Consider the following 13322-nt stretch of genomic DNA (forward strand, 5'->3'; position numbering starts at 1 on the left):
AGGTGATGAGGGCTACGTTCAGGCCCCCGCGCCCACCGCTTCTTCCTCGGATGCTTCAGCTGCCGAGCCCAGCTCGTCCACCACCTTCAGCGCGCCACGCACCGCGATTGCGACGCTCATCAAGGTGGGGTTCATCGCCGTTGCCGTCGGGATCAGCGCGTTGCCGCCCACCACCAGGTTCTGGTAACCCCACACCCGCGACCAGGGATCCGCAACGGAGGTTCCGTCATCGGCCTGACCCAGGCGCATAGTCCCCTGGTAGTGCAGGCTGGAGCCGTTGGGCATCAACCGGGGTTCGGCCACGAAGGCACCCAAGGCGTTGCCGGCGCGGCGGAGGCGGGCCGTTGCGTCCTCGATCTCAGCATTCTCACGGTCCGTGAGGGCGTAGCTGATGGTCATGTTCGGGAAGCCCCGGTAGTCCAGTTCGCCGTCGTCGAAGGTCACGCCGTCCTCGAAACGGGGGTGTTTCCGCATGCCGTAGCCCATGTTGACGTAGCCCCAGCGGTTGCGTGCGAAGGGAGCATCCTCCGGCATGGGGAACGGTGTGGTCTCGGAATACATCACCTGCACCGAGAAGGGATGTTCCGGCTCGGAAAACGGGATACGGTTCACGGCTGCAACCGGGTCCGCAGGGTTCTGGGCCCGGCGGGCGAGCTCCGCGTCCAGGTCGGCCTCGGTGGCAAAGCGCTCCATCTTCTCCGCGTCGAGGGCAACGGTGGAGATCACCACGGGATGCTCGGTCAGGTAGCGGCCCAACGCTGTGGGCCGGATACCCGAAGCCCAGAGGAGCTGGGGTGAGCGGAAGGCATCTGCGGCAACCACCACCACGTCCGCGGGAACGAAGGAGGTGGTTCCCGTGCGGAGGTCTTCCACGGTGACACCAGTGGTCCGGTTCCCCTCGGTTTCCACCCGGCGGACCAGCGTCAGGTCACGCAGTTCGAACCTTTGCGATAACGGCGAATCCGGGTCGATGAGCGAGCCAAGCACCACGTCCGCCCCGGCCCAACGCATGGAACCGTCCGGCTGGGGATCACCGGCAACCGGCAGGGTGCCCACGCCATAGCCTTCGGGCAGTTCGTCGCCGAACTCCTCCGACAGCAGGGACCGGATGGCAGCGCCGACTCCGGAATCGGCGAAGGCCGCGTCCTGGACATGGAGCAGGGACTTCGCCGCGGAAACCAGCGACTCCCACTCGGTGTCCCCGATGAAGGAAATCTTCTCGCTGAAGGCCGGCGACGGCGTGGCGCAGGTCCAGTGCGCGCCCTGGCCGCCGACGTTGGTGGCCGCCGCCGCTGCAGGGAAGGTCTCAGCGTGGGCGGAACCCGCGCCGCCGAAGTCGAGCAAATGCGTGCCCTGCCGGGCAGTGAACATTCCCTCGGTGACGGTTCCGGCAGGGATGCCAAGCGACTCCCGGAAGGCGCCCGCCTGAGGACCTTGGGACATTTCCCTGGCACGGGCCTTGTGGTCCGCGTCCGGGATATTGCGGACGCTTTCACCGGGGCGTTCGGTCAGCTGGGGACCTGCCTCGAACATGACCACTTGGGCGTCAGGCAGGCCTTCCACCAGCAGGCGGGCGTAGGCGGAACCGATCGGGCCGCTGCCAACTATGGCAATGGTGTGGCTAACAGACATGGCTTTCTCCTTCATGGGAGGTCAGGCCGGAACCGGCTCGGAGTTGGATGAACGGACAGCGTCCGGTTCGTCGGACAGCCGTCCCTGCGGCAGCAGGACGGCGGCAATGATGCCGAGTGCATAGGTGACAGCGAGCGCACCGAAGATCGGCGAGAACACCGAGGCGTAGATCGCGGCCACTGACTCCTGGATGGCGGGAGCCGCTTGGTGCACGGACTGGGGCGTCAGCGTGGCAGCGTCCAGGCCCGCGGGCAGCAGCGCTGCCACACCGAAGCCAATCGTTCCGCCAATAATGGCCGTGGCAACGGTGGAGCCAATCTGCCGCACCAGGTTGATGGTGGCCGTGATGCTGCCGGTCTGGTTGGCCGGCGCGGCGCTTTGGACCACCGCGACGATGAGGCTCATGAACGAGCCCGTACCCATTCCCACCACCGCCATGATTGCCATCGGCACCCAGAGCGGAACCCCCACAGGGAGGCCCGCCATGACGAAGAGCCCCGCCGAGGCCATGCAGGTGCCGATGATCGGAAAGATCCGGTACTGACCGGTGCGGCTGGCCAACCATCCCGTCAGCAGGTTGCTCACCAGCATGCCCAGGACCGTGGCTATGGGAACCAAGCCGGACACGGTGGCGCTGACCTGGTAAGCCATCTGGAAGTAGGTGGGCAGGTAGGCAGTGATGGAGAAGAGCCCGACGCCGATAATCGCCGAGAGCGCGGTACCGGCGGCAATGGTGCGGTTTGCGAAGAAACGCAAGGGGACGATTGGCTCGGGCACCCTGCGCTCAATGATGAAGAACGCCAGCAGGGCCACACCCGCAACCACCAGGGCTGCCACGGCCTGGACTCCGCCGCTGCGTTCCGCTGCCCAGGTGACACCGAGGACCAGGGACACCAGGCCCAAGGTGAACGTGGCAGCGCCGGCCACATCGTAGTGCCGTGGGATCTGTCCACGCTCAAGTTTCGGAACCGCCACGAGGGCAAGCGCCAAGGCAACAATGCCTACCGGGAGGTTGATCCAGAAGACCCAGGACCAGCCCCAATAGTCGGTGATGGCCCCGCCGAGCACCGGTCCCACGAGGATGGCGATCGGGAAGGCGGCACCGATGATCGCCATGTAGCGGGGGCGTTCGCGGGGCGTGGTGACCCTGGCAATGATGGTTTGCGACATGAGCTGCAGCCCTGCCGAGCTCATGCCCTGCACCACCCGGGAGACAATGAGCCAGGTCATGTCCTGGGCGAATCCACAGACCAGGGACGCCAGCAGGAAAACCACCAGCGAGAAGAGGAAGACCCTCCGCGGGCCAAGGACATCACCGAGTTTTCCCAGGACGGGAAGCAGGACGGTGCTGGCCAGGGTGTAGCCCACCACCACCCAGCTCATGAGCTCCAACGCCCCGAGCTCACCGGCAATGGTGGCCAGCGAGGTGGAGACGACAGTGTGGTCCAGTGCACCCAGGAAGGACACGGTCAGCAGCGATGCGACCAGGAAGCGTAGTTTCACAGTGGAAAGTGGCATGGTTTTCTGCCCGAACGATCGGGCCGTCGACGCGACGGTTTGTGCCCCGGCTGCATCATCACTGCCGGGAACGGATCCTTGAGAGGATCCCGACGCCACTTTCATGATATCCAGACTTTAGTCTGAAAGCAACAAAAGATTGCAGCTCTTAGACCCTGGGTGTTCTTAGACGCGGGCGCGGTCGCGGTTTCGGTTCCGGGCCCGCGGCACGGAGCAACCTTCGACGGCGGCAGCCACCGTGGCGATCAACTCGCCGATGCCCTCAACCACCATGCGTACCTCGTCCCCCTCGGCAAGGGGTGCCGGCGTCAGTTCGCCCCGCCGGCCCCACAACTCGCCGAGGCAGCCTCCGTTGCCTACCGTCCCGGAACCCAGGACATCGCCGAAGACCACGCGCGAGTTCCTGGACGCATAGGAAACCAGTTCAGGGAAGGTCCACCCCATGTTGGAAACCAGGTCCTCCCCCACCAACCCGCCGTTGATAAAGACCTCGGCCCTGAGCGCAAGGAAGCCCTCGCTGTCCGCGTAGGCTGCCAGCTCGTCCGCGGTGACTATCCACGGACCAAGGCTCGTCCCGAAATCCTTGCCCTTCGCCGGACCCAGGCGGACCTTCATCTCCCGCGACTGGATGTCCCTGGCAGACCAGTCGTTCATGATCGTGTAGCCAAAGATCGCGTCCGCGGCGTCTTTGCCTGACAGATTGGAGCCCCCGGCGCCACCCACCACGGCCGCAATCTCAAGCTCGAAATCCAGGCGTTGGGTCACCGGCGGAATCACCGGTTCGCCCGGGCCCAGCACCGTGTGCGGATTCGTGAAGTAGAACGTGGGAGCCTCGTACCATTCCGGCACCACCTCGCTCTTGCCGTCAACGGAGGCGCTGACACCTTCCACATGCTCCTCGAAAGCGACGAAATCCCTGATCGCCGCGGGGACCAGCGGCGCAAGGAGCCGGACTTCGCCAAGCGGCCGCCCGGCGTCGTGGTTTACCCGCCCAAAGAGTTCCCGGGCACCGTCCAAGCCCCGCGCCAGCACCTCGGCCACGCGGAGTCCGTTGGGAAACGGCACCGCGCTGTTGTCAATGATGAAACCCTCGCCGGTCTCGGCGCCGTCCTGCCAGCGCGCGATTCTCATGCCCGCACCCGCTGTTCCAAGAGTGCAGCGGCGTTGCCGGACAGGATCTGCGCTGTCACGTCGCCCGGCAGTCCCGCGGCGCGGACCTCGCCCACGGGATCCTCCGGCCCCATGTCGAACGGGAAGTCGCTACCCATGAGGACCTGCGAAGGTCCCGCGACATCCACGAGGTGACGCAGGGCCGAAGGATCGTGCACCACGGTGTCGAACCAGATGCGCCGCAAGTAGCTGGACGGTTCTTCAACGCAACCATGCGCTTCCGGGCGGACCCGCCAGGCGTGGTTGGAGCGGCCGATCGCCGTGGGCAGGTAACCGCCACCGTGCGCGGCGACGATTTTCAGTCCGGGGTGGCGGTCCAGTACGCCGGAGAAGATCAGGTGGGACAGCGCCACGGCGTTTTCTGCCGGCTGGCCCACGGTGTTGGAAAGGTAGAACCGGTCCAGGCGCTCATCCAGGCTGCAGCCGAACGGATGCAGGAAGACGACGACACCCAATTCCTCGACGCGGCTCCAGAAAGGCTCCAGCCGTTGGTCGGACAACTCGACGTCGCCAGCGAAGGAGGAAATCTCGATGCCGGCCAGGCCGCGGCCCAGGATGGCGTCATCGACGCATTCCACAATCCTGCTGGGATGCTGGAGTGGAACCAGGCCCAGGCCTGTGAGTCGTTCAGGTGCCTGGGCCACGTGTTCGGCCACCAGACGGTTGGCTTCGGTCGCCGTCCACACCGCCAGGCCTTCCTCTGCCCACGGGTAGAAGTGGTTGGGCGAGGCGCTGACCCACTGGTGGTCCACCCCTTGCGCATCCATGGCAGCCAAGCGGGCCCGGACATCCGTGAGTTTCGGGAACCGCTCGCCGATCATCCTGCCCGAAGCGGCCAGGCTTGCCGGACCGTTACGACGTGCATCCAGCTCTGCTGCGGCTTTGAAGGCCTCCGGTGCACGACGTTCCACCTCGGCCTGGAGCGACGGAAGGAGTACGTGGGCGTGGACGTCGATGGTCATGCCGGCACCGCCATCTTCTGCGCGATCCCGAAAAGCAGGCCCGGAGCATCCGCGTCCTTCTTGCCCTCGATCTGCCATTCGCCAAGCTGCACGGAAGCGTCCACCACGGCCTGCACGCGGGGAACCCTGCGCTCGTGGAAGGTGTCCCACAGTTCTTCGCTGAGCTCTTCCGAACCAACCAGGAGCTCGGCCAGGACCACGGCGTCCTCGAGGGCCTGCGCGGCACCCTGGGCAATCGTGGGCGGGCAACTGTGGGCCGCATCGCCAATGAGCACCACCGGACCGCGGTTCCAGCGGCCGGGCACCAAATGTTTGGTGAACCAGGTGTAGTTGACCTTCGCGCCCTGGTTGAGGTCCTCGCGGATCGAGTTCCACGGGCCGCCGTAGGTCATGGATTCGCCACGCATGATCTCCACGGCCTGGTGGTCGGAGACGCCGAAACGATCCTGCGCCTTCTCCACAAGGAACGCGTACATGGTGTCCTCACCGGTGGGCGTGTAACCGGCAATGTACACCGGGCCGCCGTAATACAGCTCGCTGTGTTCCACGTCCTTGGGCCGGGAAACGAAGGCGCGCCAGATGCCCATTCCGGTACTTTCCGGGGCGGTGTCGATTCCCATGAGGCCGCGGACGGAGGAGTTCACTCCGTCCGCGCCGATCAGGAGATCATAGGTTCCGGCGGAGGCCTCGTTGACGAAGACCTCTACCTTGCTGCCTGCAACGTCGAAGCCGGTCACCGTGGAGCCGAACGCCACCTTGGCTCCGGCCTTCTCTGCGTGTTCAAGGAGGATCTTGGCGAGGTCCGGGCGGTACATGCCCATGCAGGCAGGGTAGTCCGGGCCGCCGGTCTTGACCTCGGGCAACTGCGCGATCACCGGGGCGTCGGGGCCGGGAGCCCGAAGGGTGAGCCCCTCGAAGGCCAGGCCCTTTTCCCGCACGTCCTCCCAGACACCCAGCGCGTCGAAAACGCGCAGGGCGTTGCCCTGCAGGGTGATGCCGGACCCGAGCGCACTCAATTCCGGCTTGGCTTCAAAAACGTCGACGGCGATACCCGCCTTGGCGAGCTGGATGGCGGTGGCCATGGCAGCCACGCCGCTGCCGGCGATCGCCACTTTCTGAACTGCTGTCATGATGTACCCCTTGGTTCTTGGGACTGGTTAGAGGATGGCAACGGGGTTGATGGGCGAACCCACCGCACCGGTGATGGGCAACGGGGCCGCCACCAGGAGGAACTCGTAACGGCCGCGTGCCTGGCATTTTTCTGCCAGCACATCCAGGTCCCACAGCTCACCCACCGTGAGTCCCATGTTCGGGATGACCACTTGGTGCAGCGGTTGGAAGGCCGGGACGTCGAATTCGTTCGGACGGACCTCAAAGCCCCACGTGTCCGTGGCGATTGCGGCGATTTCCGTGCCGTGCAGCCACCCCGCTGTGGTCAGTGAAAGCCCGGGCGCGGGCCCGCCGGCGTAATCTCCCCAGCCCTCGCGTCGGGCCCGGCTGAGTTGTCCCGTGCGGACCAGGACGATGTCGCCGCGGCCCACCGCGCTGGTGGCGCCTTGCGCTGTGATGCAGGACTCCAGGTCAACCGTGGTGATCGCGTAGCCGTCAGGCAACTCGCCCGTTTCCGGGTTGAGGTGGCGGCCAAGATCCAGCAGGACGCCGCGCGACACAGGAGCAGCAGCCGCGTGCTCGATGCCCGTGACGAGGTCGCCGTCGCTCGTGACAACGTCCCCGGCGCGGCGGCCGTTCCAAGCGTTGCCATGGTCGAAGATGTGGCCCAGCCCGTCCCATTGGGTGGAGCATTGAAGCGGCATGGAGATGACGTCATCCGCGCCGCCCAGGCCATGCGGGAACCCTTGGGTACCGCGCTCCGCATCCGTTCCGGTGTCCAGCATGGTGTGCACCGGGTTGGTCCGGCGGCGCCAGCCTTTTTGCGGGCCGTTCATGTCGAAGGGCTGGGAAAGGGAAACCACCTCGCCGTCGCGGACCAAGGATGCAGCCTGCTTCCGCTTTTCGGCGTCGATGAAGTTCAGGGTGCCCAGGACGTCGTCTTCACCCCAGCGGCCCCAGTTACGGTAAGCCTTTCCACGGCGGGAGATCTCGCCGTCGGGGTCGTTGCGGTCCAGGAGTTCCGGGGTGTCCAGCAGTTGAGCGTTGTCCGCGTTCATGCCGCTCATGCCTCGCCCGAAGTTTGCTCGGCGACGCAGCGGACCACCTGGGTTCCCAGGCCCTGGATGCTGCCGGTCATCACGTCGCCATGGCGGAGCAGCCTCCCCCAGTGCGCGCCGTTTCCGGCAGGGCTTCCCGTGAGCAACAGGTCTCCGGGCAGGAGCGGCATGTTCTGCGAAGCAGCCGACACCAGGGCAGGGATGTCGAAAAGAAGGTCATCCGTGGTGGCGTCCTGCATCACTTCTCCATTGAGTTCCAGCCGCACCTTGAGCTTGGACGGATCCACGAACTGCGCCGGCACCAGGAACGGCCCCGTCGGCAGGAAGCCGGGAGCGTTCTTGCCGCGGTACCAGTCGGTTCCAATTTCCTTCATGTCACGGCGGAAGACGAGGTCGCGGGTCGTGATGTCGTTGACGATCGTGTAGCCCGCCACATGGTTCATGGCGTCCGCCTTGGAGACGCGGAAAGCCTCGGCTCCGATGACGACAGCGAGTTCCAGCTCCCAGTCGTGCTTCTCGCTGTAAGACGGGAGGATCAACGGTTCATCGTCGCCGACTACGCAGGCAGGCAGTCCGATGAAGAAGTACGGCTCGCCGTTTGCCTGGCGGTCATCCATCATCTTCCCTGCCCACTCACGGGCCTCTTCCGGCGAGCGCGGGTCATCCTTGGCGAGGCCGGCTACCACCAGGTCGATCACGTGCGTCCGATAGTTGGCGCCCGTCTGCAGCACTTGCCGGGGTTCCACGGGGGCAGTCAGCACCACGCTGTCCAAGGGCAGCCATGGACCGTCTTCCGCAGCGAGGTTCTCAAGGCGCTCCCAGTCCGGTGCAGCCAGGAACCCATTGATCCCCCCGGCGCCAAGGTCTTGCTCCTCCAACGGCCGGATGCGCTCGCCGGCAACCAGGCCCCAGCGAACAGCCTGCCCATCGCGGAAGCGGGCCAGGGCAAATGGTGCTTCCAGGCCGGTTTGGTCTGACGACGTCGTCATGAACGTAACTCCCCTCGCGGGCCGCCCTCGGCCCACCCTCATTTAATGTCAGAATTCGACATAAGTACATCAATTTGTGGTTATACCGGGCATCACCGGCATGGATGCCCACACCGGTGATGCTGTGCGCTTCTAGCCCTGGCCCTGCCGGGCGTACGGGTTGAACAGTGCTTCCTTGATCTCGTCCGGCACGCCTTCCTCGGTGGCGCTGGGGCCATCGGCCGGCGGGAAGGACTCGGTCATGGACATGGGCATGGCGCCGTTGCGGTACATGTTGTTCGAGCCCAGGGATGGTGTCCAGGTGTTGGGCTCCCAGTCCGGGACATAGTTGCGGTAGCCACCGGTGTTGAGTTCGATGCGGAGGCTGGACGGTTCGCGGTAGTAGAGGAAGTTCTGCTCGCCGATGCCGTGGATGGACGGGCCATACTCAATCGGCACGCCGTTCTCGATCAGGGTGTCCGCAGCGATCAGCAGTTCCTCGCGGGTGTCCACCCAGAAGGCGTAGTGGTTGATGCGGCCTGCGCGGCTGGAACCGTCCAGCACGACGCCCAAGTCGTGTGACTTCTCGTTGGTGGTCAGCACGGAGAACACGGAAATCGGAGCCTCGTCCAGGACGGTGCGGGCCATGATCCGGAAGCCCAGGACGTCGTTGTACCACTTGGCAAACCCGTCAACGTCGGAGGTTGCGATGGTCACGTGGTCCAGCTGGCGGGGTGCGCCGGCAACCATGCTGCGGCGGGCTGGGCGGTCCGGGTACGTGGAGAGTTCGCTGCCCTCGGCCTGGTAGCGGGTGACGTCCCAGTGGAGCGTCATGCTGTGGCCCCACGGACCCGTGAAGCGGTAAGCCCGTCCGATGCCGTGGACGTCGATCCATTCACCGGCCACCCCGGCGGCTTCAATGCGGCGGGCCGCTTCTTCGAGGGCTTCCGCGCTTGAAGTACGCCATGCCATGGTTTCCAGCGCAGGCTCCGTACCCGGAACCACCACCACGCTGTAGCGGTAGTAGTCGCCCCAGCAGCGCAGGTAGACGGCGCCGTCCACGCGATCCACAACCTTGAGCCCCACCTGCTTGACGTAGAAGTCAACGGAGGCTTGGACGTCGGGGGTGGTGATGGCCACGTAGGAGAGGTGGGAGAGAAGCTTGATCATCTTCGATCCTTTCGGTGTTCTGTGAAGCTGTTCACATCAAGTCTCCGGCCGCACTGGCGCATCAGGGAAGACGATATTGCCTATGCAGAAGATCAGCCTTGCTTATGCTCTTGACTCAGCTCAGCGACGATCCGCTGGTCTGCCACGAGCTCGCCAAGGTCCGGCAACACGGCACCTGTTGCTGCAGCTTCCATGGCCCGGCGAAGCGCCAGCCGGGCGGACCCTTCGTAGCAGTTCGGCGCATGCGTTGATCCGTTTTCGGTGCTGGTCGTAATGCTTATGCCAGACCCCAAACCAGCCCACTCCACCACCGTGCGAACCTCCCCCAGGGCACTGACGCGGAGCAGCGGGGTCCGCGCTTTGGACCCAAGCACCGTAGCGAGGACGGTAACTGGCACAGGAGCGACAACGGTTAAGGGCCTTGCTTCGAGGAGTGCCATGCCGCCGTCGGCCGGGATGCTCCCACTGACGACGCGGACGGGGCCGCCGGCAAGCACTTCAGCCCACCGGAGTCCGTCACGCAGGACCCGGTCGAAGTCGGCGGCGGGCGCTCCGCACTCAATGGTGAGAAGTGCCGGGCGACTGTCCACCCGCCGTCGTACGGCCTCAGCGGTTGCGTCCGCCCGCAGGTGCGGCCGCTCGACGACGACCGGGATAGTCACCAGCCCGGCTTCCGCCGCGGCAGGAACACTGTGCGGATGACTTACGACGGCGGCTGACGCGCCGGCCGCTTGGGCCTCCAACAGCACCTTCCACCAGTCCCCCTCCCCCGGGATCACCACCACGGCACCTTGCACGGCTTCTGCGTGCCGGGCACTGCCTGGAAGTTCGGCCACGGCGGCCCGGTAAGATGCCGACGAGGCAACGACGGGAAAGACGGGGCTCATGGATGGACTCCCGTGGACATGGCGGCGAAGACGGCATCTGCGACGTCGACCGGATACAGGGCGTCCGCCAGGATCTGCCCGTAGTCGACCGGGCACGTTCCAGCCATCAACCGCCCGAACAACTGCCACTCCGCCTCGTAGCCGTCCTGTAGCGATTGCGGAAAGCGGGTAGTGGAACCATCCCCGCAGTGGACGGTGACCGCTCCGCTGCCCGCGTGGACGAAGGGTGGCGGATAGTCCAGATCCAGCCTGAGATCGGCGGTGGAGAAGGTCATGCGCCACAGGGAGTCAGGGCCGGCCGGAAGCATTGTGAGGACCAGTTGGATACTGATGCCACCGGCCTTGAAGCCCACGGCGTAGCCGATCGGCGGAACGAAGCGGGCGTACTCGATGCGCTCCAGGACCGGTGCGAAATGCCGGATGGCCGGGAGGTCATGGATGGCCAGCCCAGTCAACAACTGCCGCACAATGCCCGCCGCCACGGCGGGGTCGCCCATATCTGGCCTTCCCCGGGATGGAGAAGGGAACGGTCCACCGTCATACACCGCTTGGTGGTAGCGGCCGTTGGGAGGAAGCGCCAGGGTGACGGCAATGGATTGGATGGGCTGCCCGTGCTGTTCAAGCACATCGCGCGCCTGCGCCCAGCCGGGATCATGGGCGTGGTTGGTGCCTACCATCAGGACGACGCCGGCTTCTCGGCAGGCAGAGACGACGGCGGCAACCGCTTCCCGGGTGACGGCAAGCGGCTTTTCGCAAAAGATGGCGCGTTTTCCTGCGGCAACTGCGGCCAAGATTTGCCGCTCGTGCTCGGACGGCGGAGTGCAGATGGCCACCGCATCCACGTCGGGATCGGCCAGCAGTTCCCGATCACCCGATGACCAGCGGGCACCCGCTGGTTCCGCGAGCGCCTGCGCCCTGCCGCTCCCTCCATCCGCAATATGGGCTACCCGGAAACCGTCACCCAACCGCCTCACGGTCGGTAGATGCAGCGCAGCCACCCCCGGCCCGGCGCCCAGAAACCCTATGTTCACGCCACCTTCACCCTTCTTTTGTCAGTATTATCCATAAGTGATTGCATTTCTGGCTATAGTTGCGGATTTCCGCACCTTAGTGCCGTTACTGTGGAACAATCTGGAGGTATGACCACAGATTCGACCCTCCGGTTCGGCGCCCAAACAGACGAAGTCACCAGCCTGCTTCGCATCGTCAACCTTGTAAGAACCGGAGAAGCCACCACCCGACCGGAGATCGGCCGGGTCACAGGTCTTGGTCGCGGCGTCGTGACCCAGCGGGTGGACCAGGCGATCCAGATGGGCTTCCTGGGCGACGGCGAATTCGGCGCTTCCTCCGGTGGCCGCGCACCCCGGACCCTCCGCTTCCAATCGGAGCGCGGCCGCATCATCGTCTGCGCCCTCGGCGCCCTTCACATCCGCGTAGGCTATGCCGAACTTGACGGCGACATCGTGGAACAAAGGCACCGCGAGTGGGACATCGCCCGAGGGCCCGCGGAAACCCTGAAGGCCGCCATGGAACTCCTGGACGATCTGCTCAAGGACGCCGGGGAAAAGCCTGTCTGGTCCGTGGTGGTTGGCGTTCCAGGCCCTGTGGACTTCGACAGCGCACAGCCCGTGGCGCCTCCCATCATGCCCGGCTGGAACGGCTACGACATACGAACTCCTTTCGAGGAACGGTTCGACGCCCCCGCCTGGGTGGACAACGACGTCAACCTGCTGGCCTTGGGCGAACGGGCGCGGCGCCGGGATGCGTACGCGGACCTGATCTATTGCAAGATCGGCTCCGGCATCGGCGCGGGGCTGCTCTCACAGGGCCGCATCCACCGTGGCGCCAACGGTGCGGCCGGGGACATCGGCCATGTCCGGGTGCCCGATTCCGACGCCTTGTGCCGTTGCGGCAAAGTTGGCTGCCTTGAGGCGGTGGCCGGCGGTTGGGCACTGATCCGCGACGCCGAGCTCGCCATCAAGGAAGGCGCCACCGGCCCCCTCGCCACATCCGTGGAAAAGGGCAACACCCTCTCCCCCGAAGGCATCGCCCTCGCAGCCATCAGCGGCGATGGCCTGGCAGTCCGCCTGCTGCAGAGCTCCGCGCGCGTGGTTGGCGAATCGATCGCGGCACTGGTCAACATGTTCAATCCCGGAATCATCGTGATCGGCGGTGCCATGGCCTCTGCCGGCGAGGTGTATCTGGCCGAGGTACGGCAGCGGGTCTACGAACTGTCGCTACCCCTGGCCACGAGGGACCTGCGGATCCTGCTGTCCGTCAATGACGAGCGCGAACCCCTCCGGGGCGGCGTGGAGCTAGCCCGGGAGCAGCTTTTCGAGGTCACCTTCCCGCGTTGGTTCGCCCAAGGCAAGCCGGGGCCGGTCCGGAGCTTGGGCGTCAGCTAAGAGTCGCCCGTTCGCTAAGCGACGTCGCGGGCAACTCCCGCCAAGGCGGGTCGGGTGGTTCGCAACGCGGCCTCCAGGTGGAAGGGCAGCACCAACGGCCCTTCGGGCCCGCCTTGCAGATACGGAACCATCAACTGAAAATCGACCGCTACGCGATGCCTTCCGCGGTCACCGGCCAGTCGCCCTGCCGGAAAGACGAGTACCAGCCGGTCCTGGATGAACCACCAGCCGCGCTCGGTGGCCAGGTTTTCCGGCCGCACCTCCCGCGCACCAAGCCGAACGCGGAGCTCCTCCCCGGCTGCCTGCCCATCAACCTCCACGGCAAGGCTCCCGATGCTGGAAAGCGGCATGGAACGAATCCACGGCAGGCCGACACGAAGCTCGTAACTCCCACCCATCTCACTCAAAGCATCTTCACGCAGCGCGTTCTGCAACATCGCCT

The 13322-nt window shown here is 65.5% G+C and carries 12 protein-coding genes; 1 reads left to right on the forward strand and 11 read right to left on the reverse strand.

Translation table 11 applies throughout. From position 1 onward, the window contains the following. Positions 1-18 precede the first annotated feature (18 nt). The 10 genes from ACIPV6_RS11600 to ACIPV6_RS11645 form a co-directional block, all read right to left on the reverse strand. Complete coding sequence (locus tag ACIPV6_RS11600) at positions 19-1632, reverse strand: GMC oxidoreductase (RefSeq protein WP_400271020.1); 1614 nt, start codon at positions 1630-1632, stop codon at positions 19-21. Positions 1633-1653: 21 nt separating this feature from the next. Further along, positions 1654-3150, reverse strand: coding sequence for an MDR family MFS transporter (locus ACIPV6_RS11605; protein ID WP_400271021.1), 1497 nt, complete (start codon positions 3148-3150; stop codon positions 1654-1656). A gap of 165 nt (positions 3151-3315) precedes the next feature. Next, positions 3316-4281, reverse strand: a complete 966-nt coding sequence (locus ACIPV6_RS11610) for a fumarylacetoacetate hydrolase family protein (RefSeq protein WP_400271022.1) — start codon at positions 4279-4281, stop codon at positions 3316-3318. Further along, entirely contained in the window at positions 4278-5282 is a 1005-nt protein-coding gene (locus tag ACIPV6_RS11615) for an amidohydrolase family protein (RefSeq protein ID WP_400271023.1), read from the reverse strand. The genes ACIPV6_RS11610 and ACIPV6_RS11615 overlap by 4 nt, the downstream gene beginning before the upstream one ends. Next, the gene (locus tag ACIPV6_RS11620; RefSeq protein ID WP_400271024.1) at positions 5279-6412 is read right to left on the reverse strand and encodes an FAD-dependent monooxygenase; all 1134 of its coding nucleotides are present in this window, start codon (positions 6410-6412) and stop codon (positions 5279-5281) included. The genes ACIPV6_RS11615 and ACIPV6_RS11620 overlap by 4 nt, the downstream gene beginning before the upstream one ends. 27 nt (positions 6413-6439) lie before the next feature. Next, positions 6440-7459 (reverse strand): cyclase family protein, encoded by a 1020-nt coding sequence (locus tag ACIPV6_RS11625; RefSeq protein ID WP_400271025.1) that lies wholly within the window; start codon positions 7457-7459, stop codon positions 6440-6442. Then, positions 7456-8439 carry a fumarylacetoacetate hydrolase family protein gene (locus ACIPV6_RS11630; protein WP_400271026.1) on the reverse strand — a complete coding sequence of 328 codons (984 nt, stop codon included), beginning with the start codon at positions 8437-8439 and terminating at the stop codon, positions 7456-7458. Before ACIPV6_RS11630 ends, ACIPV6_RS11625 begins: the two co-directional genes overlap by 4 nt. A 132-nt stretch (positions 8440-8571) precedes the next feature. Continuing rightward, positions 8572-9588, reverse strand: coding sequence for a VOC family protein (locus ACIPV6_RS11635; protein WP_400271027.1), 1017 nt, complete (start codon positions 9586-9588; stop codon positions 8572-8574). Between the two features lie 92 nt (positions 9589-9680). Next, the gene (locus ACIPV6_RS11640) at positions 9681-10475 is read right to left on the reverse strand and encodes a hypothetical protein (protein ID WP_400271028.1); all 795 of its coding nucleotides are present in this window, start codon (positions 10473-10475) and stop codon (positions 9681-9683) included. Beyond that, positions 10472-11506 carry a Gfo/Idh/MocA family protein gene (locus ACIPV6_RS11645; protein ID WP_400271029.1) on the reverse strand — a complete coding sequence of 345 codons (1035 nt, stop codon included), beginning with the start codon at positions 11504-11506 and terminating at the stop codon, positions 10472-10474. Before ACIPV6_RS11645 ends, ACIPV6_RS11640 begins: the two co-directional genes overlap by 4 nt. A gap of 108 nt (positions 11507-11614) precedes the next feature. Here ACIPV6_RS11645 and ACIPV6_RS11650 point away from each other — a divergent pair, with 108 nt between their 5' ends. Further along, entirely contained in the window at positions 11615-12880 is a 1266-nt protein-coding gene (locus ACIPV6_RS11650; RefSeq protein ID WP_400271030.1) for an ROK family protein, read from the forward strand. A 14-nt stretch (positions 12881-12894) separates the two neighbouring features. On the opposite strand, the gene ACIPV6_RS11655 is transcribed toward ACIPV6_RS11650, so the two are convergent. Further along, entirely contained in the window at positions 12895-13317 is a 423-nt protein-coding gene (locus ACIPV6_RS11655) for a DUF6379 domain-containing protein (RefSeq protein ID WP_400271031.1), read from the reverse strand. Positions 13318-13322 lie beyond the last annotated feature (5 nt).

The sequence above is a fragment of the Paenarthrobacter sp. NPDC089988 genome (genome assembly GCF_044748465.1).
Lineage (GTDB): Bacteria > Actinomycetota > Actinomycetes > Actinomycetales > Micrococcaceae > Arthrobacter.